The sequence below is a fragment of the Hyphomonas sp. genome (genome assembly GCF_041689225.1).
Classification (GTDB): domain Bacteria; phylum Pseudomonadota; class Alphaproteobacteria; order Caulobacterales; family Hyphomonadaceae; genus Hyphomonas.
Genome location: NZ_JBDNGN010000051.1, coordinates 1 through 25161, shown reverse-complemented (window position 1 = coordinate 25161; position 25161 = coordinate 1). Strand labels below are relative to the sequence as shown.

The 25161-nt window shown below is 55.1% G+C and carries 19 protein-coding genes and 1 pseudogene; 10 read left to right on the top strand and 10 right to left on the bottom strand.

From position 1 onward, the window contains the following. Nucleotides 1-142: 142 nt before the first annotated feature. Complete coding sequence (locus ACESNB_RS04200) at nt 143-349, top strand: hypothetical protein (protein WP_373004292.1); 207 nt, start codon at nt 143-145, stop codon at nt 347-349. A gap of 307 nt (nt 350-656) precedes the next feature. Further along, nucleotides 657-2129 (top strand): methyltransferase domain-containing protein, encoded by a 1473-nt coding sequence (locus ACESNB_RS04195; RefSeq protein ID WP_373004289.1) that lies wholly within the window; start codon nt 657-659, stop codon nt 2127-2129. Here the strand turns inward: ACESNB_RS04195 and ACESNB_RS04190 are convergent. From ACESNB_RS04190 to ACESNB_RS04180, 3 genes are all read right to left on the bottom strand, one after another. Next, nucleotides 2126-6187, bottom strand: a complete 4062-nt coding sequence (locus ACESNB_RS04190) for a glycosyltransferase (RefSeq protein ID WP_373004286.1) — start codon at nt 6185-6187, stop codon at nt 2126-2128. The genes ACESNB_RS04195 and ACESNB_RS04190 overlap by 4 nt on opposite strands. Before the next feature lie 77 nt (nt 6188-6264). Further along, a complete protein-coding gene (locus ACESNB_RS04185) occupies nt 6265-7656 on the bottom strand; it encodes a sulfotransferase family protein (protein ID WP_373004284.1) in 1392 nt (463 codons plus the stop codon). Nucleotides 7657-7734: 78 nt separating this feature from the next. After that, a complete protein-coding gene (locus ACESNB_RS04180; RefSeq protein ID WP_373004280.1) occupies nt 7735-8844 on the bottom strand; it encodes a polysaccharide pyruvyl transferase family protein in 1110 nt (369 codons plus the stop codon). Between the two features lie 265 nt (nt 8845-9109). On the opposite strand from ACESNB_RS04180, the gene ACESNB_RS04175 reads away from it, so the two are divergent. The 3 genes from ACESNB_RS04175 (at nt 9110) to ACESNB_RS04165 (ending at nt 11459) form a co-directional block, all read left to right on the top strand. Then, complete coding sequence (locus ACESNB_RS04175; RefSeq protein WP_373004277.1) at nt 9110-9694, top strand: class I SAM-dependent methyltransferase; 585 nt, start codon at nt 9110-9112, stop codon at nt 9692-9694. Nucleotides 9695-9781: 87 nt separating this feature from the next. Further along, complete coding sequence (locus ACESNB_RS04170; protein ID WP_373004275.1) at nt 9782-10612, top strand: ABC transporter permease; 831 nt, start codon at nt 9782-9784, stop codon at nt 10610-10612. 4 nt (nt 10613-10616) lie between these two features. After that, the gene (locus ACESNB_RS04165; protein WP_373004272.1) at nt 10617-11459 is read left to right on the top strand and encodes an ABC transporter ATP-binding protein; all 843 of its coding nucleotides are present in this window, start codon (nt 10617-10619) and stop codon (nt 11457-11459) included. Between the two features lie 30 nt (nt 11460-11489). On the opposite strand, the gene ACESNB_RS04160 is transcribed toward ACESNB_RS04165, so the two are convergent. Then, nucleotides 11490-14852, bottom strand: coding sequence for a glycoside hydrolase family 99-like domain-containing protein (locus ACESNB_RS04160; RefSeq protein WP_373004269.1), 3363 nt, complete (start codon nt 14850-14852; stop codon nt 11490-11492). A gap of 119 nt (nt 14853-14971) precedes the next feature. Between ACESNB_RS04160 and ACESNB_RS04155 the strand changes: the two genes are divergently transcribed. The 3 genes and pseudogenes from ACESNB_RS04155 to ACESNB_RS04145 all read left to right on the top strand — a co-directional run bounded on the left by ACESNB_RS04155 (nt 14972) and on the right by ACESNB_RS04145 (nt 17617). Continuing rightward, a complete protein-coding gene (locus ACESNB_RS04155; RefSeq protein ID WP_373004267.1) occupies nt 14972-16246 on the top strand; it encodes a hypothetical protein in 1275 nt (424 codons plus the stop codon). A gap of 157 nt (nt 16247-16403) precedes the next feature. Continuing rightward, nucleotides 16404-16556: pseudogene (locus ACESNB_RS04150) on the top strand (IS110 family transposase); the annotation flags it as partial. Nucleotides 16557-16756: 200 nt separating this feature from the next. Next, a complete protein-coding gene (locus tag ACESNB_RS04145; protein WP_373004264.1) occupies nt 16757-17617 on the top strand; it encodes a glycosyltransferase family 2 protein in 861 nt (286 codons plus the stop codon). 129 nt (nt 17618-17746) lie between these two features. On the opposite strand, the gene ACESNB_RS04140 is transcribed toward ACESNB_RS04145, so the two are convergent. From ACESNB_RS04140 to ACESNB_RS04115, 6 genes are read right to left on the bottom strand one after another with little or no spacing between them, the layout of a single operon-like run. Further along, nucleotides 17747-18178, bottom strand: a complete 432-nt coding sequence (locus ACESNB_RS04140) for a Tfp pilus assembly protein FimT/FimU (RefSeq protein WP_373004261.1) — start codon at nt 18176-18178, stop codon at nt 17747-17749. Next, complete coding sequence (locus ACESNB_RS04135; RefSeq protein ID WP_373004258.1) at nt 18171-18662, bottom strand: hypothetical protein; 492 nt, start codon at nt 18660-18662, stop codon at nt 18171-18173. The genes ACESNB_RS04140 and ACESNB_RS04135 overlap by 8 nt, the downstream gene beginning before the upstream one ends. Beyond that, entirely contained in the window at nt 18659-19255 is a 597-nt protein-coding gene (locus ACESNB_RS04130; RefSeq protein WP_373004255.1) for a hypothetical protein, read from the bottom strand. Before ACESNB_RS04130 ends, ACESNB_RS04135 begins: the two co-directional genes overlap by 4 nt. Then, complete coding sequence (locus ACESNB_RS04125; protein WP_373004252.1) at nt 19252-20328, bottom strand: hypothetical protein; 1077 nt, start codon at nt 20326-20328, stop codon at nt 19252-19254. The genes ACESNB_RS04130 and ACESNB_RS04125 overlap by 4 nt, the downstream gene beginning before the upstream one ends. Next, entirely contained in the window at nt 20288-21370 is a 1083-nt protein-coding gene (locus ACESNB_RS04120) for a hypothetical protein (RefSeq protein ID WP_373004249.1), read from the bottom strand. The genes ACESNB_RS04125 and ACESNB_RS04120 overlap by 41 nt, the downstream gene beginning before the upstream one ends. Beyond that, nucleotides 21324-23090 carry a GspE/PulE family protein gene (locus ACESNB_RS04115; RefSeq protein WP_373004247.1) on the bottom strand — a complete coding sequence of 589 codons (1767 nt, stop codon included), beginning with the start codon at nt 23088-23090 and terminating at the stop codon, nt 21324-21326. Before ACESNB_RS04115 ends, ACESNB_RS04120 begins: the two co-directional genes overlap by 47 nt. 176 nt (nt 23091-23266) lie before the next feature. Between ACESNB_RS04115 and ACESNB_RS04110 the strand changes: the two genes are divergently transcribed. After that, nucleotides 23267-24463 (top strand): type II secretion system F family protein, encoded by a 1197-nt coding sequence (locus ACESNB_RS04110; RefSeq protein WP_373004244.1) that lies wholly within the window; start codon nt 23267-23269, stop codon nt 24461-24463. A 10-nt stretch (nt 24464-24473) separates the two neighbouring features. Continuing rightward, nucleotides 24474-24995, top strand: a complete 522-nt coding sequence (gene gspG, locus ACESNB_RS04105) for a type II secretion system major pseudopilin GspG (RefSeq protein WP_373004240.1) — start codon at nt 24474-24476, stop codon at nt 24993-24995. Nucleotides 24996-25161: the final 166 nt, after the last annotated feature.

Below are 25161 nucleotides of genomic sequence, written 5' to 3'. Positions count from 1 at the left end.
CGCTTCCGAACCAGGACTGTTGTGGTAAGATCACGTTTATCCCGGGTAAGCGTGGCTACCTCTATCTGGTTGCCATCATGGATTGGACCACCGGAAAAGGGCTGTCGTGGGCGTCTCCAGTACGATGCATGAGGACTTCTGCGTGGACGCATTGCGAGATGCCATCCGGAAATACGCACCTCAGGATATCATGAATGCAGATCTGAGCAGCCAGTTCACCAGAGCAGCCCGGATCACGACGCTGACCGATTCAGACGTGCGCGTCAGCATGGACGGACGTTTGCGCTTCATGAACAACATGCTGGCTTTGCCTGCCTGCGGCTCATCAAACGCCTGTGGCGCACCGTAAAAAAGAGGCCGTCATCCTGGAGACCATCGTCGACGGCTTTGTCGCCTAGTGCGTGACCGATGACTGCATGAACTTCGATAATCACGAGCGGCCTCACTCCGCCCTTGGCAACGCGACGCCAGACGAGGCATATGGAAATGAAACACAACTCAGAAAAGCGGCCGGATAAACAACCTGGATAAACCTTGGCAGGACCGGAAAACCGTGCAGGAGCGCAAGACCAGCTCATGAGGAAGTCCAAGTTCACACACCTCGCACCTGAGGATCGAATTCGACAGATGAAACAGCCTATATTGAGCAAGATTGGATGAGTATATTGATGACGAATTGCAACATATGCGGTGGTGGGGAGTTTGCATTTGGTCCGTCCGGCAGACTGTCCGCGACCGGCCTGAAACCGAAATGCACCAGGTGCTTTTCGCTGGAGCGGCATAGATCGTACCGAAAGGTTATGGAGCAATTGGTCGCGCGGGGCCTCTTCAAAGGCAAGGCATTGCAATTCAGCGAGGATGTAAGTGCCAATAGCGCTTGGTTTTCGAAACACGAAGTTAGCGTCTACAATGGCAACAACTCGCTAGACCTGCAGAATATAGATCGCCCATCGAACGAGTACCAAGTCGTAATCTGCAATCATGTGCTTGAACATGTGCCGGATGATCGCCGCGCACTTCAGGAATTGATGAGAATACTAGAACCAAATGGCATTCTGTTCCTGGCGGTTCCCGATCCGGTGCGACGAATGAAAACGACGGATTGGGGATACCCAAAAGAGAGCGATCATGGACACTATCGTTTGTATGGCGCTGATATTGAATCGCTTCTGGCATCAGCTCTTCCACATGTTGGAATATACTCATTCCGACAACCGGATCCTGTCACGCAAATGGATGATATCGTGTTCCTTCTCACGAAAAGCCAAGATACTGGCTCCAAAATTCTTGACACACTGCAACTAGCATCGACCATTCAATTACCCGAGAGACGCAAGCCCATGTCTTCAGGCGCCAATCCTCTGGCACCGCTTGAGCAGTACATTTCGACCGGGTTCGACAGTATTGAGGGCTGGGTGGACAAGGGACTTTGGGAGATCCTTGCATTCTTGCACTCTCAACAAAGGTCAATAAATGTCTCAGGCGGCGTATGCGAGATAGGCGTCCACCATGGACGGTTTCTATTCGGGCTTCAGGCATTGAAGGATCCCGGTCTGCCTGCACTGGCGATAGATGTCTTCGACGCTCAGGAGTTCAACATCGACCAGTCCGGAATGGGAAGCAAAGCCAAGTTCATTGAAAACGCGAAACAATATTCCGTGCGGCCCGCGTCCGTTTCCACGATCGAAGGCGATAGCCTGATGCTGAGAGGCGCAGATGTCGCAAATATTCGAGAGAAGTACGGTAGATTCTCAATTTTCAGCGTCGACGGAGGTCACACAGCCGATCACGTGATTCATGATTTCAAAGTGGCGATGGAATTGACCAGTCCCGGCGGAATAATTCTCATCGATGACTACAATAATCCCTGGTGGCCAGGCGTGCAGGAAGGGATCGCGAAGCTTTTCAATAATGATGCACCAACGTTCGTGCCAATCTTCTGCGGCATGAATAAATTGATTGTGACGGATATCGGGCATCATCAGAGATATTTTGAGGCGCTGAACGCATACCTGGCATCCAGCCCTGCCGCTCGAACGAAAGTCAATGATCGCTATGGCTGGAAATCGATCACGGCCCAGATCCCGCAAAGGGCCCCAGACTTCAGCCGGATCCGGTTCAATGGTTAAATCTTCGCAGGACCAACAACCCCAGAAAGTCCATCTGCGTTAGCGCGGGCGAAAAGGCTGGAAAACTGTTCAGCCATGTCGGGAGCACGCTCGCGGATTTTGGCCGACCAAGCCTCAATGAATTCATCGATTTTCTCGACACGCCGTTCTGAAAACGCCGTCGCGTATCGCTGGCCGAAAATGTGTGCATTCCTGACGAAATAGTAGCAGTAAGCCCGAGTGGGCAAGCCGCCCACTTCGGAGCGCTTCCAGTGCGTCACCCGAATTGAAGGAAACAGGATGGCTCGTTCTCCTAGTTTGGCGGCGTTCGCAAACCAGTCAGTTTCTTCGAAGTACAAGAAATAGTCTTCTGGAATATAGCCGATTCGATCCAGCACGCGCATTCGGCCAAAAATGTTTGCACCCGTCACGTAATCCGTTTCGTACGGCTCAGTGGGTAGTGACGATATATGATCTCCCATAAATCGATGGCTCGAAAAGCCACCATCCTCATAGCCGATTACACCCCCGCCATACCAAACCCTCGACTCATCAGAGCCGTAAGTAATCGGCGATCCAAAAAGATTTGTGGCGGGATAGTCTCTCACCCCACGAAGCATTGCAGCAAGATAGCCGCCAGGAACCACCACATCCGGGTTTAGTATCCAGAAAAAATCACATCCCCTTTGGCGCGCATAAGACAGCCCCAAATTATTTCCAGCCGCGTAACCGATATTATCTTCAGACTGGATGATGGTAATATCGGGAAACTCATTGTGTAGACACTTGGCATCCTCAAGGCTGTCCGCGTTCGACACAACAACAATACCCAGTTGCCCGCCTTGACTGATGCAGCTTTCGACACAACTCCGAGTATCATCCAGGCTATTGTAGTGAAGGATGATTGCGCAACATTCCCTGTCTGCAATCGGAACGCCACCCTCTCTAACAAAGAACGTCCGTAAACTGCCGTTTATCTCCTCAACACACTTTTCGCCTACTGATTCTCCCTTCATAAACCGAAGCAGCTTTCGACTTGAATCAGTCCACCGATAGGACATCGCCGTTTCAAATGCATTGGCTCCCAAACGGGCCCGACCTTCGCGGTCCAGCAGCGCAAACTCACGCATCGCTGTCTCCAAGTTCAACGTCTCGCTTGGGTCAAACAAGAATCCGTTGAAGTCGTTTTTTATAATGCTGCCTAAAAGGCCCTTATCTGGCGCAATGACAGGAAGCGAGAAAGACAATGCAAGCAGCGCCGATCCCGATGTAAGCACTTGCCTGTAAGGAAGAACAGCAACGTCGGCGGCCTTCAGATACAATTGCACTTCATCGTCTGGAACGAATGCTGGATGAAAAACGACGTTTGGAATCTTTGAAAGTCGCTCTTTGTATTCATCAACGTCTATACTCAGGGGCTTGCCAGCCAGAACTAACCAGGCGCTGGGGTTTTCCTGCCTAACAGCCTCAAAGGCGGGTATGATATCATCGAGTCCTTTGTAAGGGCGCAACTGGCCGAACAGGCAAAAGACCAGAGCATCTGCCGGAAGCCCCAATTTCTCACGAGCCAGCGATCGTTCAACGTCATGAGGCAGAGTACCTATGTAATTTCCATGTTCAGCGACGATGACCTTCTCTATCGGAATAACATATTGAGCAGATGCCAGGGAAACGGTCAGATCATCATGCACATGTATCTGATCGGCGAGTTCACAAAGTGCGTTGGCCAGCCGAAGTTCCTGCTCTCGGTACTTCGGTTCATGTGACAATATATTATGGACCGTCCAATAGATTTTCCCGCCGAGGAGACGGAATTTCTTAGCGTCGCGGATAAACTCATCAACCAATCGGGATGCATCCGCTGCCGTTCTCCCGGACGCAAAGATCGGGTTCGTCCAATGCAAGTGGAAGACAAAATAGTGCGGTTCTGCCACAGCATGATTTACGCGCTCGATTTCCGAAACACACTGGGAGATAGATGCGCTGGAAACGTCTTCTGCGCCAAACTCGGAATATAACAGGGACTGGTAAGCGTTGTTTATCCTGTAGTCCGGAAAGAACCGCAGTCGCAAGGAAGCTTCTTGTTGGCTTCCGGATTCTTTTGATTGTCTCAAAAAATGCCAAGCGAAGGCGTCCACATTCTCATGCTGGAAAAACGCAGGAAGATGCTTATCTCGGATCGAGGTTTCCACCGGTGCGAGTTGCCCATCGGCATACTCCGTCAACGTGATTCGATCACCCCTTGACCCGTGGTAGTAATCGACGCCGATATAAGGTGCGTAAGACACCTTTGCCTGGCGTGAGACTCTCAGAATAAAGTCCCAGTCGACCAGTCTTCTGAGAGTCTCATCAAACAGGATGTTTTCTGTTTCAGAAGCACTTCGGCGATGAACGAAAGTGTTCATATCGATATAATTTCTCTCTAGGCATGCGCTCCAGGAGAAAACGCCTCCTCGATAGAATTCTTTGGAGCCATCGTCGCCATAGGCGCGGATTCCACAATACGCCGCATCCAGATTCCCGGCATCCATAAAGTGAACGATACTCTCGAGGTGATCTGTACGCCAACGATTATCGCTATCCAGATAGGCGATGAAATCGCCATCGGCCATTGAAAGACCAGTGTTTCGTGCAGATGCGACCCCAGAGTTCTTTTGCTTGATGTATTTGACGCGGGGATCACTTAAATAGCTCGCGACAACATCCTCTGTGCCATCAGAACTTCCATCATCAACAATGAAAAGTTTCCAATTTGGATATGTTTGCCGGATCACCGACTCGATCGCCTCCGCTACGGAATCCGCTCTGTTGAAAGTTGGCAAAATCACAGATACCGTCAGAGGCGAGGATTGATTTCCGCGCCTTGCATTGGCTTTGAGATCTTCTTTGAATGCGGCTTCCTGCTGGGTAGGCCAAATATCGTAGATCCGCTGAATACTATTTTTGACGTCGACTTCGCTTGCACGCACGCCGAGCTCGAGAATGTTCGTCCCGGAGACCGGGCCCGGGCGGTCAGGCGTGGTCTTTCGGCCCTCCCGTTGCCCCGACAGAACGTAGTGTGCCAACGGATTTATTCCGGAAAGCCGAACGTCGCTATTGGCGGTCAGATAAAAGTGTGAATCGAACTGAGGGCTCGGATTGAACCCCGCGAATCCGCCGTTCTCCACGTAGTGCGCCAGGGGCTCCTTCCCAGCTGAATTGACGTCTGCGTAAGTATGAAAATACCAGTTTGTATCAAACAAATGGTGCGGTTTCAGGCCCTGCTGCCAACCGCGCGTCAAATAGTGCATCAGCGGGTTTACCCGGTTGCGTACCACATCTGGGTATTGTTTCCGGTACCAGTCGACGTCAAACAATGGATGCGGCTGACGCCCCTCTTCGAACCCATGCATCAGATAGTGTGCGAGTGGACTAAGGTTAGCGGACTCCATGTCAGTGCAGTTGCGAAGGTAGAATGTCGCGTCAAACAGAGGGTGCGGGCTATTCTTACCACCCGTTTCAATGAAGTGGCCTAACGGCTCACAATCGTCTGCTAGTGTTTGTGCTTTTCTGTACCACGTCACATCAAACAGTGGATGAGGATCAAGCCTCGCTCTCCACCCTTCGTTCACATAGTGGGCAAGTGGACTCGTACCGACCTCGATATTCTTGGCCTGATTTTTGTACCAGGCCGTATCGAAGATCAGCAACGGCTCTCGCCCTTCTGCTGCGCCAAACTGAATATAGTGGGTCAGTGGCTCTATGGCTGCGGCGCAGATATCGGGGTTTGCGTCCAAGTACCAGGCGACATCAAACAAGCGATTGGGCTTACGTCCCTCTTTCCAACCCGTGACAATGTAGTGCGTCAATGGGTTTATCCCTGACGCCTCTACATCTGGATTAGTCGCGAGGTACCATTCGGTGTCGAAAAGAGAATGCGGCTTTCTTCCTTCGGCCCATCCCGTCATTTTAAAGTGCGTCAGCGGATCAATCCCGGCCTCGCGCACATCCTTGTTCGTTGCGAGATACCATTCCGGATCGAACAAGGGTCCGAAGTCGATTTCGGATACATGCGTGCTCAGTTTTCGAAAAATAGCCATACCAGAAGCGCTCTCTCGTAGCTAGAATCGGCGTTTCGATCAAATTCCAGCTTACTGCTGCCTCAATTATTTTTCTCTCAGACCCGCCTCTTCGCCGCAGCCCTCAGACGATTGAGCAGATGCTTTATGGCGCGAATGGGCCGGGTCAAACGCCAGGAAGACGAATTACGAAGCTCCAGAAGGCTTGCGCGCTGGAGGCGCAGTTCTGTTCGCAACTCCATGGCAGTTTGTTCATGAGCAGCGACGGCAAGGTCAGATTGCATAGTCTTGGCTGCATACGCGGCCTTCTGGGCGCTGAGCATCGTGACTTCGGCTCCAAGACCATCGACCTTGGACAATAATGCGACGACTTCTTCTGTCAGGGCCTGTTCGCGCTGAGTGCATTCAAACAACATCGCATCTTTGTCGGAAAGCTTTCGTTTCAGAACACCAAGCTCTTCAACCCTCTCTGCCAGCGCAGCGACCTGCATCTCAAGCCGATCAGAATATGCGAACAAATGCTGAGAGTCCGAGAGATAGCGCTCGATGGCCGTATTCAGATCAGCAGGTAATTCGAACAATTTGCCGTCGTCTGCGTCCGCCCACTCATTCAGTAACTGATAGAATGCCGGAAAAACATCCGGAATACTTTCGCATCTTGCCAGCTCGTTCGGCGAGATGCGATTGTGATTGAGCGACCCGTCAAGGAACTCGTCTGCGTATTCCTTGTACGCAGCGCTTTCCAAAGATGGCGCGGTCAAACCGAGTGCTTCGCAAATCCGCGAAAGCTGCCCCAGAGGATCGGCGATAACTTGCTGATAGCCAACAAAAACGCGCTGCGCACCATCAGTTAGTTGGACCGCAGAATACATGTGCGTTAGCCAGAGCAACAGATTTTTTGTTTGATCAAACCCGTCTCGTTTGCGCAGGGATTCACTGATCTCCAGCGGATTGCGCACGGCAATCACATATTGCGGCTCGAGCTCCAGATCGCTCAGGACACATTGCCAGAAGGGAAGTAAAACCGCCGTTCGGGGATCCTTGAAGGCAAAAAGGTCCACGTCCTGAATTTTGGTGCTTATGAGATTTGCCGCCTCAACCCGCTCGGCGGCAAACTCCTCGGTTTCCAATCGCCCAACTTCCAACGACGCTAGACGATGCCAAGCGCTGTTGCACTTCTTGAGGAGCCGCTCATTCAACCTGTAAATGTCGAGGTCTTCCCAGAAGCCTTTGTCATTATCTTGCTCCACCGCCAGCATCATGTGGGAGCCGAGCTCAACGCCCAAGGCTGCCAGTGCGCGCGTCAAGACACTCGTGCCGCTCCGATGCATCCCAAGAACGACAATGATGGGGCGTCGCGCAGCCTCAGACCTGTCGCTGACAGTGCGCAAGGCTTTTGCGGTCTTCGGCGCCGTCACAGCTTCAAGTTTGGCAGGCATTTTTCCAGAGAGCCTCTTCGAGTTAGCGCGCATTTCGTCGGTTGCAGTCATCGCCGTTCTGGCTCTGATAACCTGAGGATGGACTGCATATTCCAGAGTAGGCAAGAGTATAAGCTAGTTGAGTTAATATTATGCGGCCGACAACCCATTAATACTGAGAAAATTCATGTAAGTGGTCAAATTTCTCTCACGCATCTCATAGTATCGTGACCAGTCAGCCCTCGCGAACAACCTCTCGATATAACGGCGGTTTGTTTGCAAACTATCGTCAGAGACGCTGGGAATTGCCGCAAATTCGCAAAGCTCACGCGTACGGCTGTCATGATGGACCAGGACTGCCGGCACACCGGAATTCAGCGCCATGATTGTCCCGTGCAACCTCGTCCCCAGAACATAGTCATACATGTCAAGCGAACTGGCCCATTTTGAGACGTCAAAATACACTCTCCCCTGTCGCAGGATAAAGGCTTTCAAGTCCTCCCAATCCGGAGTGTTGTAAACCTCGCCCATAAGCATGCGCAATCGGTCGTCAAAATCACCCCCGTCCGAAAAGCCCGTCAACATCGCCATTTCTTCAGGCTCTGATTGGATCAGAAGGTCAAGTTTCTCAGCATAAGCGAGTCGAAAGAGCTTGCGATGAGCCGATTCGGTTCGGGCAAATGGCGCATGGCTCGCAGAATAGCGGGTTGAATGAATGAGTCCCCGATCGAACCGTATATTCAGTTTCTGCGGCGGCGGCGAGAAAGTCCGGAAATCTTGATATAGCGAAGGGCATCCCGTGACAGTTACATTGTCTATTCCCAAACTGGACAGAATGTCCCTTGTGTAAGCGCCTCTGACAGAGATGGACACCGATCGCTCTGAAACGGCTTTTATGAAACGCACAGTGCCTTGAGGAACATCGATAGAACCCGAGTAATCGGCATCCTGAGCTCCCAGGCCGATCAAGACAACAGGGATTTTGAGTGCTTCGACAAGTTTGGCGAGATCCCCAAAATCGACAGAGGGACTGAGCCAATTGGCAGCCGGAATCACCAGCGCGCTATATTCCTCATTCAGCTTACTGGGACAAAAAGAGAAATTGGTTCTTTCCTTTGGCCCGGCGATCTGATTCCATACCGCGTTCGTGAACAACAGATTACCAGTATTTTTGCCGACCATCTGGTAGAGTCGATCAAAGGAGGGCTGAGACCGCGCCTCGATACTCGGCTTTATTGAAAGGATACCAATTTTTGTCACGCACTTCCCCTGACTGTAAATCGCACCTGCCGCCAAGGGCGGCGATAGCTGAATATGATTTGGCTGTCTCCAATGTTGCGCACTTCGAGCCTGCGCTTATCCGAAACACGATCGCGTCAGGCAAATGACAAAAAAGTTCAGCTTTGATCAGAATGGGCATTGTGATGTCTGCGAAGCAGAGGTCGTATTCCATTCAGAGTTTACGTGGTTTCGCGATCATCTTGCCTGCCCCGTGTGTCATTCAGTACCGAGGGAAAGGGCGCTCATGCGCGTCATCGACCTCTACTACCCGAAGTACAGAAACCTGAATATCCACGAGAGCTCGCCTGCGGGGCGAGGTGTTTCCATCAAGCTGAGCCAGCAGTGCAAGGCTTATTCTTACTCACATTTTTTCCTTGATGTACCCATGGGCAGCACTCACCCGGTGAGAAACGAGCGATGCGAATCGCTCGAAGCCCTGACCTTCGCAGACGCGACCTTCGATCTGATCATCACGCAAGATGTCATGGAACACGTTTTGGATTCCGCCGCGGCGTTCCGCGAGATTGCCCGTGTCCTCAAACCGGGCGGCGCACATGTATTTACCGTCCCCATGGTCAACAAATGCAGTCCGACTTCCAGACGCGCCGAACGCCAGCCGGATGGATCGATCCTCCACCTCGCCGAGCCTTCATTCCACGGGAACCCTATAGATTCCCGGGGATCACTCGTTACGGTGGACTGGGGATACGACATCATCGAGTTCATCCGTGAGGAAAGCGGCCTGTCGACGCATATGATCACCATCGATGAAATAGAGCGGGGTATTCGCGCAGAATTCATCGAGGTTCTGGTCAGCGTCAGGCGATAGGCATCTGACTTACTGAATGACAAGTCTGTTCCCACACGAGAGCGTGTGATTAGACGGGCGCAGTCGCGGGAAGAAACGGAAATCGGGATGAAGAACGACGTCAAAATTCAGGAAGCGGCGCGATTCAGCCCATGGATCGCAATTGACGATCTCATAAAGGGTGCCTCGAGAGTCCAACTCTGGATCGCTTTCGCGTCTGATGAGATCCAGCAACGCTACCGGCGCAGTAAACTTGGACTGAGCTGGATCGTCCTGTCCTATCTGATATTTGTCGCCACGATTTCCCTGTTTTTTGGCAACTTTTCTGACCTCAACCACCAGCGCTTCACGCTCTATGTTGCCGTCAACTTCGCCATATTCATGTTTCTGTTGGCCAACCTCACTGACGGGTGCGCTGTTTTCCGAACAGGATCGTCCTGGATCAAGAGTGCGCCGCTTCCTCATTCCATTCATCTTTTCAAGAGCGTGTCGCGTTCAACGTTCATCTTCGCGATCAACTTCGCCATCGCAATTGCGCTTCTCTTTCTTTATGGGCACAAGCTAACCTGGGTCGCGCTGGAATCAATTCCGGCGTTCGCGCTCATCCTGTTCGACGCGATCTTCATCCAGATGATTCTTGGCTATGTTTCAGCACGTTACCCAGATGTTGAGCATCTTATGAGTTCGATCACGCGTGTCCTATTTTTCACAACACCCGTCCTCTGGGTCCGCGACGAACACACCGCGCCCGGGCTGCGCAGCACCATTGCTGACTTCAATCCGCTGACACACGCACTCGACATCTTCTCTTCACCCATTCTCGGCGAGCACGGGGATCCTAAAAGCTGGCTCATCATGCTTTGCCTGTCTGCCGTCCTCTTCGTTGTCGGCATTTTGGTCGGCGGCGCATGTCATCGCCGACTTCCATACTGGCTGTAACGCAATGATTGGTGCCCCCCCCTCCAGAATCGAAGATCTACACAAAGTTGCAGCTCTGCCGGTTCGCGACACTTTCCTTGACGCCGAAAATCTCGGCGTAACGTTTCCCGTTCGTGGCAATATCCGGGAGCAAGGTTTTGCTGACACCGACGAGCGCCTGATATGGAGCAGGCAGGGCAAGCTGAGAGGTGTCCACGCGCTTCGCGATATTTCCCTGCATCTGGAAACCGGAAGCCGGCTCGCCATTATCGGGCGCAATGGCTCGGGAAAAACAACCCTGTTACAAGTGCTGGCCGGTATTCTCGCTCCCAGCGAGGGCCGGCTGACATACAGAGGCCGGGTGACAAGCCTTATCAACATAAATCTCGGCATCCAGCCTGAAGCATCTGGCCATCGGAATATCACGCTACGAGGTCTTGCCTCTGGCTACTCGCACAAGGAGATCGAAGAGAAGCGCCGAGCGATCGCAGAATTTTCAGAACTGGGTGAATTCCTTGGCATGCCCATGATGTCTTATTCCGCTGGCATGCGAATGCGTCTGACCTTTGCCATCGCCACGGCCTTTGATCCTGAAATCCTTGTGCTCGATGAATGGTTGAGCGCCGGTGACACCGGGTTCAAGATGAAGGCAACGGAGCGAATGCAGCAATTCGTGCGCAAGGCAGGCATTTTGATCCTGGCATCGCACAGTCGGCAACTGATCCTCGAAAATTGCGAGACAGCCATCTGGCTGGATGGTGGAAAGATCCGAGAGCGCGGTCCGGCCAAAGACGTACTGGCAAGCTACGAAGAAGATGCCAAGGCCATTGCGCCTGAGGCGCATCCTTTTGCAACCTCCCAGGCATAGTGCTTGCCTGTTTCCCCAGCGCGCTTTGTGTCAGTCCAGTCTACGCTCCAAATGATCCAGGTACTCTTTTGCGCGCCTGGAGAAGTCATCGGGTACGTCCACCATGCTGGCGACGAATGCCTGCATGTCGCGGATTTCATTCCATTCGGCGCGCGTGAACCGCGAGACCGTCACGCTCGAACCATGCCGGCGATGATAATTCATCGGGCGGGGATCATAGGCAAAATTGCCCGTCATCGCGAGCAAGGCATAAACGCACCAGTCTCCTGCCACGCGGTATTTAATGATTTCGTCCATGTGCCGGCCGAGCACGTTCTGCAGCGCGGCGCGATCGAAAATCACACCACTCACATTGGGCAACGTGTTCTTGACCGACAGTCCATTTGCGAGTTCTGAGGCGCCGTCGCTCACAAAGGGTTTGCGCCATCGCGAGGCGTCAACATCTGCAGTATAGTCAAGATAGCTAGCCGACAGAATTTCACCACTTCCTGACACTTGATTCGACTGGGTATAGGATACCGACATTGCCGGGTCGGAAAATGGCGCAGAGGCGATTTTGACAAAGTCGCGCGCGGCCCAGTCATCGGCTTCGGCGATCCAGACCAGATCGCCCTGGGCCAAGTCGACACCCTTTTGCCACTGAGAAAAAACCGAACCCGAATTCTTGGTATTTTCAACAATCCGGTACCGGATCGAACAATTGTGGAGGAGTTGCCGGGCGACAGCGACACTGTCGTCACTCGAAGCATCATCGAGAAAAATGATCTCCCAAACAGGAACCGACTGATTGAGGACTGAGGCAATGCGCTGGGGTAAATAACGCGAATAGTTGTAATTCGGGATGACGACCGAAACTTTCGGAATCGGTGCTTCCAAAAGTCGTAACACGTCCCCGACGAAACTCGTGAATCCGAAGTGCTGGCGCGCGACCTCCATTCCCGCATGCGCCGAGCGCTCCAGCGCATCAGGATTGGTCAGCAATCCGACAAGCCTTGCCGAAAACTTTTCGGCGTCATCATCTGGCAGAACCGTCACTGCGCCGGTGCCTTCAAGATCCGCCACACCTCCAGATCCGGCGATCATGAAGACGGGCACACCTGCGTCCAGCGCTTCGATCGCTGTCGACGGATATGGGTCTTCCCTTGACGTCAACGCGAAGGCGCTTGCGGCGGCGTAAATCGGGCCCGTTTCACGCTTAAAACCGAGAAAATGGAGGTTGGATGCAAATTCAGGGGCCGCAGACTGGACGTCGATGCTCGCCTGTTTCATCTCATCCGAAACGCCGCCGACCCACACGAAATGGAGATTGGCATCCTGGGCTGCAGCCGCCAGAGCCCAGCGGCAGAAAATGTCGACGCCTTTCCTGCGGTCACCGTATCCAACGCCGATCACGAAACGGGACGCGGCCGGTAGACCCAACTCCTTGCAGAGGCGCCGGCGTGCCGGCTCCTTTTCGTCCAGGGACAGGATGCCATCACGTTTGTAGAGTCCTTGCGGCTGTATGACGGGGTTTTTCCATGGATGCCCCAGCACCTCTGTTGCTGTGCGCTCCTCAACTTGACGCGAGGCAAAGATCACCGCGTTGGCATGCGCATCGAGACCGAACAGGCCGCGTTCGAGTTTCATATTGGCTATCAGTTCCGGCAACTCATGCACCAATCCGACACACGCAATGCCGACATCCGACAGGTGGGGCGCCAACCAGCCCGATGCGGAAGAATTCACAATCGCTTTGCCAAAACCTTCATCTACAAGTTGTCCGAGCGCGATCCGGAGTGCGTCTCCCGCCTCTGAACCGGGCCGCGCGTCTATGACTTTCCCATAGACGCTAAACCGTCCACGAAGCTCGCCGTCTCCGCAGGCGATAGTCGCAACGTCATATCCAAATACCCCATGCAGGGTAGCAACAAGGTTCAGAGACAGGAACTGGGCGCCATGCGGATGCAAATCATGGACAACGAGGATGATCCTGGGCCGCTCGCTCTTTGGAGAAGGCAGTTGGTCGTGAACCAGGTCGGCCGGCTCCACCCGGCCAGCATCCTGTTCAGACTGCAGGCCGAGGCGCGTTGCTTCGAGCCAAGCATATCCATAAGTTCCGTCGGGTTCGAGATAGGCTCCTTCAGCCCATTCATTCCAGGCATTGATGAAGACAATCCGTTCGGAAGGCTCCTTGAATCTTTCTTCAACATCGTTTGCAGCTTCGCTGAGCCATTCGGCATAGTCTGCAGGATTGGCCCCCAGGAAAATCGAGGCCCGGTTCATCCGCCGGGCAGTATTGTCCCATCGCGGCGTAACTGACCGAAAGATCTTGTAGTCGAATTGGCCATAGGACACCGACCGCGCCGTCAGATGTGACCAGTCATATGTCTTGCACTGGAAATCGTCTGCCAGAGGGTAGGTGAGGTCCGTTTCCGGGGCCATCCCCATATTGTTCGGGGCAAACTCGGTGGCGGCGTCAAAGCCATACTTGGTTGGATCGACTGAATCGAATGACTGGACACAAACGAGGTATATTTCGCCGAGACCGTTTGACCGGCACCAGGCACGCCAACGTTCCGATGTGGCTTTGGGGTCGGGCAATAATCCGACCCGGTAAACCAGAATAAGCGGGCGGCCACACACGCGAATGTATTTGGGATTGCGAAGATAGGCGGCCAGATGTGAGATGAATGCAATGTCGTCTTCAGGCGAGTGTTGCTGGGCGATCAGAACTTCACTTTCAAGCCCGTCCCAGGTCCGGCTCCAGGATTCGTTTGCCCAGCAAAGACAGAACGGAAAGTCGATCTCGGTATCATTCGCGTACGCGTAGATCGGCTCTTCCAGCAGTCGCTTTCCCCCGAACCAGTAAAAGTAGAAGCAGAAGCCCTCCAGGCCATACTGGTATGCAAGGCGCGCCTGGCGCCGGCGCACATGTGGTTGTTCAAGTAGATCATAGAAGCCAAGCTCACCTGGCCGAACCGGCTGGTCGTGCCCTTCAAACTGGGGCCTCGCTCGCTTCACATTCGTCCACTCAGTAAACCCGTCTCCCCACCACGCATCGTTTTCAGGGATGGGATGGAACTGTGGGAGGTAGAAAGCGATGGCGCGCGCCGTCAGGGCTGCTGGGCGCGGCAACCCTGAGAGTTCGGTGTGCGTGCGACGTCCGCTTTTGAGCGGCTGGCGGACTTGGCGTTGGCGTCGGGCCTCTTCGAGCCGGTCTTCTTCCAGACGCCAGTTCCGATATGTTCCGCTCCAGCTGACCAGGATGGGTAAACGCCGGAACACAGCTCCGATCAGCCGATCCTTCGCATTGAGGGGCAGCGGCATCTGTTTCCAGACCCATCTGATGATTTGCGACACAAGGCGACGAAGCTCTATGGCGGCCGGGCTACTTGATCGCGTATTTTTAGTCATGTCCGCACACCTGCTTCCCGCCTATCCGGACGCTTCCTCCCACCTTCCGCGCCTGGATTCAACCAAGCCGAGTCATCTTGCCATTTGAAAGGGTCAAGCAGGGGTGATAGGCGGGCGCGATGAAAATCGGTTGCTTCACCATCTGTTCGCGCAATTATCTGGCCTACGCGCTCACCTTGCGCGACAGCTTGCGAAAGGCCGCCCCAGACCTTGATTTCAGGATTTTTCTCGCTGACGAGCCTCTGGAAAACCCGGCGCCCGCCGACCTCGAAATTGTCAATCTCTCCGAGCTTGGCGCTGCCAATATTCGGGACATGGCGTTCCGCTACAATCTTGTTGAATTCAATACGGCCATCAAACCTCTGTGTTTTGAATACATGTTCGATCGGGCCGGATTTGATGCAGCCATCTTCCTTGATCCGGACATTCAGGTTTTCCGCCCTCTGGACCAGGTTTACGGCGCCATTTCCAATGGGGCCTCTTGCGTCCTCACGCCTCACATCCTGTCGCCGCTTCTGGATGAAGGCACCCCATCAGACCTCGACCTCATGCGCAGCGGTACGTTCAATCTCGGGTTTGCGGCCTTCTCAAACACCGCCGAGGCACGCCGGTTTCTGTCTTGGTGGAAGGACAAGCTCAGCCAACACTGCCGGATAGACCTTGAAAACGGTCTGTTTGTCGATCAGCGCTTTGTTGACTTTGCGCCGAGCTTTCTCGAGCGCCTGACCATATTGCGGGATCCGGGTTACAACGTCGCCTATTGGAACCTCGCCAATCGCCCGGTTTGCAAGGAAGTGTTCGGCTGGACCGCCGCGGGAAGCCCACTGGTCTTTTTTCACTTCAGCGGCGTGGTTCCGGCCGACCCACAAGTCTTTTCCAAACATCAGTCACGGTTCAGCATGACCAATATCGGGGATGCGGCAGAACTGGTCGAGACTTACCGCGCTCTGGTCGCAGGCAACCGCCATGAAACATGGTCGGCGGCGGCGTACGCTTATGGCTGGTTTGAGACGGGAGAACCCCTTCCCGGTCCGATGCGACAGGGTCCGCCGGCAGATCCGCTCAATCCTTTCCGGGCGGCCAATCATACCTTCTGGAATGCGCCCACCGAGCGCGTTGACCAGACAAAGGGCGCGACCATTACTCGGCTGATGATAGCGATCCATGATCAGCGGCCTGACCTGCGTCAACAGTTCTCATTGTCCACGGCATCCGGACGGCACGGGTTTCTTGCCTGGTTCCTCCTGCACGGCGCCGACGAGTATCGCCTGTCTCCTGCTTCTCTGGAGGCTGCGCTGGTAAATGCACCGCTGAATTCTCCGCGCCTTGCGCGATGCCTGGCTAGACTGAGACTCGGACTCGCTCGCCTTTCGCGTCGGGCAGTCGAAGACTAGCTGAAAGGACGCGCGCCAGATAGCAAACCCGCGGTGACCCCGGACGCCAAACCACGTGGTGGCTGTGACTAGCTGCTTTTCAGCAGGTAATCGATTTCCAAGCAACCGTCACGCGGACCAGGCCAGTCGCGTTTCGGTAGGCTGTACAAACGTCACCAGGCACAATCCCGACTTGAAGGTCAAATACACCGAGCTCAGCGCATCCGGTAAACCGCCCAAAGTCGCCATCACCGCCGTCATGCGAAAGCTGATAGTCTTGGCAAACGCCCTCATCCGCGACGACCGGGAATGGACACCAAGACTGGCTTGACCAAGACGGATACTCTAGTTTGAACTAGCTCACCCCACATACCCCGAGAGGGACAAAGTCTATGCACTCATTATCCAGCAGCCTCGTCGCCCCCGTCAGGGAGAAAGCGAAGTGCGCCTGTTTCAGCCTGCGGACGTGGAACACCGTCCGGCTTCCTGGATCCCTTTGATGTCATTGGGCACACACAAAGAAAACCTACTATGAGCCCTGTTTCAAAGCTCTCTGTTGTCCTCGTCACCTATAATATGGCGCGCGAAATCCCCCGCACCCTTGAGAGCCTGTCGGCGCCGGTTCAACACGCACTTTCGGTTGCCGACTACGAGATCATCGTTGTCGACAATGGGTCCACAAAGCCATTTGATCGGGCGCGGTGTGAGGCCATTGCCCCGAATATCCGATTCCTGGACCAGGCCCATCCGACCGCATCACCGGCTGGCGCAATGAATTCCGGAATACGCGCCTCGAGCGGCGAATTTGTCTGCGCTATGGTTGATGGCGCAAGGATGGCATCGCCAGGTCTCCTGCGTCGCGGGATTGAGGCGCTGCAGATGGGCCCCGATGTGATTGCCGGAACCATTGCCCATCATCTGGGTCCGAAAGTCCAATCGGAGTCCATGAAGGAGGGCTATAACCAGAGTGTCGAGGACGCGCTACTTGAGACCGTGGACTGGCGCCGGGATGGTTATAAGCTGTTTGGGATTTCTGCACTTGCCGGATCCTCTGCGCATGGATGGTACAAGCTTCCGGTCGAATGCAATGCGATCTTCATGCGCCGTGCGACCTGGGATCAACTCGGCGGCTATGATGAGCGGTTTCAGACACCAGGCGGCGGGCTATGCAATCTCGATCTCTGGAAGCGCGCGGTAGACTATCCCTCCTCCCGAATTGTCATGCTGCTTGGCGAGTCCACGTTTCATCAGTTTCATGGCGGGATCGCGACCAATGCGCAGGTAAGCCCCTGGAACACATATGCTGCAGAATATCTTAAGATTCGCGGCAAGCCTTTCGCGCCGAGCCAGAAAGACTTTGTTTGTTATGGCCCACCACCGCAAGGCGCCTGAACTCGAAATGGATTGGCGACCTTTCAAGCGCTAAGATCTGGTGCAGCACGTGTCGCTTTATACTGAGGGCACCGTCCGTTCTGCTTCAAACAGTCCACAGACAGGCTCAACCAACGTCATCCCGCACCCTTAGCGGTCACGGACACGGCAGTCAGGTGCTTCGGCATAGATGACGTGGTCTTGGCCTCTGGCGGTCCGGATTGTAAGGCGGCCGCCGGAGCAAACACCGCTTTTGGAAAACACGATCGGCTGATCAGGAATGAGGGTCCAGTCCTCCGGCAGCTCGAGCCATGCCGGCTGGCCGGGTTGGGCCGGATCGAGGACAAGCGAGCTTTCCCGGGTCAGCGCAATGTAGCGGGCTGTTTCAATCGTCTCGATGATCTTCTGAACCGCCGACCTTTCGGTCATATTCTCGACCATCCGAATGCCATTGACGACCGTTATTGTAGATACCAGTGACAGAATTGCGAGCGAAACCAGGATTTCGAGCAGTGAATAGCCTGCCTCCGGTTTCGCTGCGGCCCTTGCTGAAGGAATTGAATCTCCTGCACGGCTACTCACGCGCCTGGACCACGCCCGGCTTGTATAAGTTCAGAATCACTTCGCCATCACTGCGCGTAATCGTTACAAAGTTCAGGTCGATTTCGCTGACGAGCCACCCGCTGTCGAGTTCACCTCCATTTGCCACGCGAATTGGCGCTCCAGAGCCATCAGTTAGCAAGGCCACCCTTTCGCCATCCAGCACCGCAATACCCAGCAGACGAGGAATTCCGCGCCCTTCTTCCTGACCTCCAAGCTCGCTTGGTTGCCGAGATGAGCCTGACATGATCGCAGCTGACTTCCCGAAAAGCTGAAGCTCAGCTACCTCCAGTACGAACCTATCAAGTGACGGGGAATAATCGACTGGGCCAGCGATCTCATCCCAGTCGGATCCTCCGGTCACATCCAGATCTGTCTGAACGGGTGAAGTTGACACAAAGCCCGCAAGGCAGCCGACGGCAGCAACCAGACCGATAACCGCGAAAGGGAAAAACCGCACGCTCATTTGTCCGAAGCAGCGGTTTGCTTGAAGGGGGCAACGCCACTCATCTGCACGACTGTCTGGGATTCCAGGCGCGTTGTCAGACGCACATCGTCGAGAACAAGCATTTTGCTTGATGCCGCGATCGACGCAAAGAGAAGCGGGATCTGCTCAGGCGTAACCGCGCCTGACATTTCAAACCGGATGTAGGGAAGCCCATCCTTCACCGTGGTGACTGCGCTGACGTCGGTTCTCAGGTTTTCGACAGACGCCATCCCGGCGATGTCCCTCAGAACCGCGTCAATCTCGGCAGCCGCAATGCCAGGCGATCCGGCCTCCCAGATATGGTCTGACCATTGATCCAGCATGGCGTTGGTCTGACCCATACGGTCCCGCCAGACTGTCTGCGCTTCTATGTCTTCCATAACTGCGAGGTCAGCACCGAGACCTTCAGCTTTGAGGCGCTGCGATGAAACCAGGCCGGATACCTGCACGATGGCATAAATCCCGAGCAAGGTCGCGAACACCACGAGCCCATAGAGGCTGCGCGGTGTAACCTGCTGCCCAAACAGGCCAGAGTCTGGCTTTGGATCACGATGGATATCGAGTTCGCTCATGATCGGTTCGCCCCCGTAGCGAGCTCGCCCCTGAGAACAATTATGTTTCCAGCTTCGGTTGTGGCACTGACCTTCTGCCACACCTCACCGTCTTCCAGACGGCTGACGAGATCTGCAAGACGCGGCGTGTTGGTTGTTGAAATTTTGACTTCGATGTTCCCTGCGTCAAATGCCAAGTATCGCAGCGTGACATTGTCAGGGCCGATGGCCGTGCGCAGCTCCACAAGGACGTCAATAAGTTTGAAAGGGTCACCGATCCGGGTCATGCGGTCGATCTGCAACTTGTTGTCGGATGCGATCCGGCGCGCGTCCATCACATCGCCTACATCTGCTTTCAACTGAGTTAACTTTGCGGCTGTCGCGGCATTGTATCCGCTCAGCTTCAGCCCATTTCCCGACACAAAGCCGAGTGGCAGAGCAATGATGACTGCGGCTGCCAGTGCTACTCGGGCTGGCGACAACATGCCTTCTATCGCGGACGGCTCGATATCGGAAAGGCTAAGATCCAGCCGCCAAGGCGGGCTTTCCGGCTCGGGCACACGGCTCAGGCGTTGAGCGTCAAGTGCCGCCCCCCCAATTATGACTTCGCTCCCGGAAATGAATTCACGCCAGTCGCGGTCGGAAGGATGTGAGCGCCACCATCGCGACGCAACCAACTGACCGGTATCCCAAATTTGACCTTCAAACCCGGAGAGGCAAGCCGCTAACCGGGCGCCATCCGGGCCCGGAGCGCGCGCAAATGTTTCAGGAACTACCAGATTGGAAGATGGCTTGTCATCCAGTTGAAGAAGCTGGGTTTCCCATATCCACACGTTCAGGAAGCCGGCTCCAGTGTGTTCCCTTTTCTCAATAAAGATACCGACCGGGCCGCCGTTGCCAGTATCGCGTGACATGCGCATCCGCACGGCCTCAATGCCCTTGCGGTCCGTCCGAGGCATCCATATGCGCTCGAAACTGCACGCAGACCTCGGCACCACCTGCGCGGTCGGTCCGAAGACAGATACCCGCGCAACCTTGCGCCGGGCTCCAGCCTCAACGGCCTTCAGATTGAGAGGAATCAATGTTCTGAGCATTTGCGCCTGGTTGCCAATTCTCTGGTAGTTGCGACATGGAATTTTCGGATATGAGCAGTCGGGTGTAGGGCCGCGCGGACGCGGTCGGTTGGCGTTGGATTTCGACGAGCCGAACCCTGTAGAGCCCGTCGACGTCATCTTGAGCTACCAAAATGAATCTGGCCCGGTCGGTGGGGAGTAGGCTGCTCTGCATGGCCTCTGTCAAGAGATCCTCATTCTTCATAATACTCGCGAGCCTTGATGCCACGAGCTCGCGCACAGCCCCAGGCGCGAACGTGGCGCGCGGAGCATTTTGCGTTGGTGCGGACGTCACAATGCTCAGAAAGGCGAGTTCACCCGAAGGCCGAAAGCCCTCCCAGCCAAGCACCTGGCCCAGTTCGGCAGGCGTACGAAGCGGTGCGTTCGACGGCGGATCCATCTTCCGTAATCGGTAGTCTGCCCGCTCCGCGCCGAGAGGGCGCCTAAGGTTATCATCATCCTGATAGTCGGCCAGCCTCGCCGCCATTGTTGCGGCGTCATCCTTGCGCACGTCAAACTGTTCCAGCAAGCCAGCCAGCAGGTCGGCATCGGTTGTATTGAGTGACAAAAGTCCCGAGACATCCTGATAGATGGCCCAGGTCCGGACAGGACTTGCAGACATCAGCCGGATACCCTCCGATGCAGACCAGACATTTGCTGGCTCAAGCGGATCACCTGCGTTGCCGGTATCAACTCCCAGAAGCAGATCTTCGGCCGATGTCGACCGGCCCGAGGTGTCTATTCCACCAGGCACGGGACGGGAGGTGAGAAATGTAAATATGGCACGCGCTTCTGCGCTGTCCAGCGCCGTGGCGAGCCTTGCGCTTTGGTCAAGGCTAATCGCAATCGCGCGGCTGCGCTCAAGCGATCCGGCTGCGATGAGAATCACCAGTGTGAACGCGGCAATGTAGGCGAGCACACTCGGAAGGACAAAGCCGCTTTGGAACGAATGAGCGCGTTGCATGTGTCTGCCTGTGCTAAACATTGCCCGCAAGGAGGCGATCCGTTTCGCTCGCTGCGACACGCAGGATCTCAGAAACGGTCGTGACCCCGCTTCTGGCCTTTTCATAACCGTCTTCCGCAAGACGCCTAAATCCTTGCTTTCGTGCGAAGGATTCCAGCTCGGACGCATTGGCACCTCCCAGGATAAGGTCGCGAAGCCCTGCATCCACTGCGACAAGCTCAAACAGCCCGACACGTCCAAGAAATCCCGTGCCGGAACAGGCTGGGCAACCCTCTCCTGATTTCCAGTTTGCGACGCCCATTTCTGCGTCGATCGCGGCTCGAGCCTCTGAGGCACAGGACGAAAGCAGGAGCGGCAGATTATCGGGCGGCGCTGTCTGACGACTGCAATGAGGACATATCCTTCGAACTAGTCTTTGGGCAGCGAACGCCTTGATGGCCGACCCAATAAGAAACGGCTCAAGACCAAGGTCGCGCAATCTCGACACGGCCAGCAAAGCCGAGTTTGTATGCAGCGTGGACAAGACAAGGTGTCCGGTCAGCGAAGCCTGGACCGCAATGGCGGCTGTTTCCGGATCCCGGATTTCGCCGACCATGATGACATCCGGATCTTGTCGCAGGATCGAACGGAGTCCACTGGCGAACGTGTAGCCGATGTCGCTTTTTACCTGTGTTTGGAACACACGGCTCATCTCATATTCGATCGGGTCCTCAATCGTTATGATCTTCTTGCGTCCGTCATTGATCTCCTCAAGCGCCTTGTAAAGGGTAGTGGATTTACCCGATCCGGTAGGTCCAGTGACCAGGATGATGCCGTCAGGATTACGGATCAAATCGCTGAACAGGCGACGCGCGCGCCCTGCAAGTCCCAAATCATCTAGCGATGGCAGGTTCCGGTTCTTGTCAAGCAGGCGCAATACCAGACTCTCGCCCCAGGCACCCGGCAAGGAAGAAACCCGCAGGTCATATTGCTGACCTGACAGGCGAATGGACTGGCGACCGTCTTGCGGCAGCCTGCGTTCGGCAATGTCCATACCCGAGATCAGCTTGATCCTCGTGCTCACGGCATCATAGCGAGATCTCGGCTGCTTCTGCCAGGACTGAATCACGCCATCTATGCGGAACCGTATGTCGAAGTTCTTGTCATAGGGCTCAAAATGAATGTCGCTTGCGCGTGCCTTGATGGCTGCCGCAAATACTTGGTTGACGAGGTCAATAATAGGGGCCTCCTCAGCAAGCTCGCGCAACCGCGCAAGGTCGGTGTCGCCGCCATAGTCACGCTCCGACTGATCGTCAGACGGAAATAGCGCCTTCAGCACATCAAACTGGCTGCGTGAGATCAGACCGGGCGTGATATTGACCAGTTGGCCGGGAGAGGCGAGCTCATGATGATGGACGGCGCGATCAATCGCTTCGCGCAATTGAGGGTCCAGCGGATTGCGCCCGACCAACGCCAAACGGCGCTCCGATTCCCCCTCTGGCCCCAGCCACCACACCAGGGCTTGGTGGCGAAGGAGCCAATCCCTGTCGAGTTTCAGGTCAGCAATAGCCCGTAAGATGGCATCGACTTCGACCGGCATGTCATCGGGCATGACCAGGGGCACGCCCCATAAGTCTGATACATGCGAGAGCAAGTCGTCCTCGTCGATGGCGCCGATTCGGATTAGGGTCTCGAAAAGTTGGCCGCCCGTATCGGCCTGAAGCGAAGCTGCAGAACTGACATCATCAGGCGCAACCAGTCCGGCTGCGACCAGCGTTTCCAGTATTTTTGCCTGATCCATGAATGGTTTGCCTGTCTGCCTGCGCCTGCGCCGATAATACATGTCGGGTTCGATCGCGCCCTCGTTTAATACTGGCGCACGGACCGGTTTCCAACCCCTTGATCACAGGCCTGCGCGGTGCGAAGAGAACGAGAACAGTAAGAGGACCGCGACGTGGCGGACTCAAGGGCTAGACCATGGCGCGATATCTTTACAAGGCCCTCAATCAGGATGGGACAGAAGTATCCGGGCGCCATGAATCGGGCTCGAAGGAGGCGGCATTTGAAGAATTAAGTGAACGCGGCCTGTTTCCACTGACCATTACCTCGCCGACAAACCAGCGAAACCGCCTGTTCAGCAAGGGAATAACCCGAAAGCTGCTGACCCAGACCATGCGCCAGCTAGCAACATTGATATCGGCCGGAGTGCCGCTTCATGAAGCGATCGAAAGCCTGCGCCGAAGCGACGCCCACCCCGAGCTTGCCGAACGCGCCGCCCGGCTCAGCCAGCACTTGCGCCGCGGGGAGCCTCTTTCATCGGGTCTTCGTGAACATTTCAAGGAATTGCCTGACTATGTTTCAAGCCTGGTCGATCTCGGCACCGAGACGGGCCATCTTGCTGATACATTGCGTGATGCAGCCGACCGAATGGCAGCCGATGACAAGCTGGCCTCTGACCTTCGCTCGGCCCTTGCCTATCCAGCCGTTCTCGGTCTGATTGGGTTTGTAATCATTTTCCTTATGTTCCTGTTCGTCATCCCGCGTTTTGGCACTCTGATAGACCGATCCGGCGCCGACATCCCCGCTGTGTCGCGAATAGTTATCCAGACAGGTGTCTGGATGCAGGCCAACTGGGTGATTGTGATTGCCGGCCTCATATCAACAATCATTCTCCTGCGCTGGATGGTTCGGCGCAACCGGACGCTTGTGCGCCGGATCGCGATGCGCCTTCCCGGGATCGGCGGCGTGCTGAGACGGGCCGACCTGGCTATATGGGCTCGCACAATGGGTGTAGCCCTTGCCAACGGCGCCTCTCTGATGACGGCGCTTAACTTGGCGGAACGCGCCACTAAAGGTGCTGATTTCTCCGCTGAACTCGCAGGCGTGCGCCGCGGAGTGCGCTCCGGCGAGGATCTTGGTGATGCCTTCGCAACGAATGTGTCCATATCCGATCCGCTTCTGATCGACCTTCTGCAGACCGGCAAAAAGTCGGGCACAATGGACAAGATGCTGCTTCTGGCGGCCCAGAATTACGAGGACGAAATGGCCGCTGCGACCAAGCAATTGACCTCCATCGCCGAACCTGTAGCCATCCTGTTGCTGTCAGTTGTGGTTGGAGGATTGGTCATTTCAATTGTAATGGCTATGACCAGTCTTTATCAGTTCGATTTTTAGGAGGATTGTCATGCCAGCCCGATCAGCCCAACTGGATTCTCCTTCTTCCGCGCCCGCCTTGGATGAGCGCCGCGGCGAACACGGGTATTCCATGCTGGAGATTCTGATCGTCTTGGCGATCATGGCCGTCATTGCATCCTTGGTAGGGCCCAGGTTGTTTTCGCAATTTGATAATAGCAAGATTACAGCAGCGCGTACGCAGGTACGCACGCTGGAGGCGGCGCTCGGCACGATGCGGCTAGATGTGGGGCGCTATCCGACCGATCAGGAAGGATTGGCGCTGCTCGTAGATCGGCCATCCGAGGAAAGCCTGCGGGCCAGTTGGCGTGGCCCCTATCTCGATGATGCGTTGCCGGTCGATCCTTGGGGTAAGCCTTATCGCTACGGTCAGGCAGTCGATGAAATCGAGGGATATGAGTCAAAGCCTGTCATATATTCTCTCGGACGCGATGATGCGCCCGGCGGACAAGGTCCGGACGCAGATATTGGCCAGGTTGACAGGCTCGCATCGGGATCGGGTATTACAGGTTAGTCTTGGTTTCGAGCGGATGCTATCTGCCATTCTGGCAGATCGGCCGACAGAACGTCTCCGAAGGGAAATTCGAAATGGAAAAGTTCAGCGGCCAGCGCGCTTCCGAGCGCTTTGCTTTCAAGTGGGGCGCGTCAGGCCTTGCGCTAATGCTCGTTGTGACGGGGTG

Bases quoted from the DNA above. Each gene is read 5' to 3' on its own strand.
- ACESNB_RS04195 (WP_373004289.1), top strand. From the start codon at position 657: ATGAGTATATTGATGACGAATTGCAACATATGCGGTGGTGGGGAGTTT.
- ACESNB_RS04190 (WP_373004286.1), bottom strand. From the start codon at position 6,187: ATGGCTATTTTTCGAAAACTGAGCACGCATGTATCCGAAATCGACTTC.
- ACESNB_RS04185 (WP_373004284.1), bottom strand. From the start codon at position 7,656: ATGACTGCAACCGACGAAATGCGCGCTAACTCGAAGAGGCTCTCTGGA.
- ACESNB_RS04175 (WP_373004277.1), top strand. From the start codon at position 9,110: ATGCGCGTCATCGACCTCTACTACCCGAAGTACAGAAACCTGAATATC.
- ACESNB_RS04170 (WP_373004275.1), top strand. From the start codon at position 9,782: ATGAAGAACGACGTCAAAATTCAGGAAGCGGCGCGATTCAGCCCATGG.
- ACESNB_RS04165 (WP_373004272.1), top strand. From the start codon at position 10,617: ATGATTGGTGCCCCCCCCTCCAGAATCGAAGATCTACACAAAGTTGCA.
- ACESNB_RS04160 (WP_373004269.1), bottom strand. From the start codon at position 14,852: ATGACTAAAAATACGCGATCAAGTAGCCCGGCCGCCATAGAGCTTCGT.
- ACESNB_RS04155 (WP_373004267.1), top strand. From the start codon at position 14,972: ATGAAAATCGGTTGCTTCACCATCTGTTCGCGCAATTATCTGGCCTAC.
- ACESNB_RS04145 (WP_373004264.1), top strand. From the start codon at position 16,757: ATGAGCCCTGTTTCAAAGCTCTCTGTTGTCCTCGTCACCTATAATATG.
- ACESNB_RS04135 (WP_373004258.1), bottom strand. From the start codon at position 18,662: ATGAGCGTGCGGTTTTTCCCTTTCGCGGTTATCGGTCTGGTTGCTGCC.
- ACESNB_RS04130 (WP_373004255.1), bottom strand. From the start codon at position 19,255: ATGAGCGAACTCGATATCCATCGTGATCCAAAGCCAGACTCTGGCCTG.
- ACESNB_RS04125 (WP_373004252.1), bottom strand. From the start codon at position 20,328: ATGCTCAGAACATTGATTCCTCTCAATCTGAAGGCCGTTGAGGCTGGA.
- ACESNB_RS04115 (WP_373004247.1), bottom strand. From the start codon at position 23,090: ATGGATCAGGCAAAAATACTGGAAACGCTGGTCGCAGCCGGACTGGTT.
- ACESNB_RS04110 (WP_373004244.1), top strand. From the start codon at position 23,267: ATGGCGCGATATCTTTACAAGGCCCTCAATCAGGATGGGACAGAAGTA.
- gspG (WP_373004240.1), top strand. From the start codon at position 24,474: ATGCCAGCCCGATCAGCCCAACTGGATTCTCCTTCTTCCGCGCCCGCC.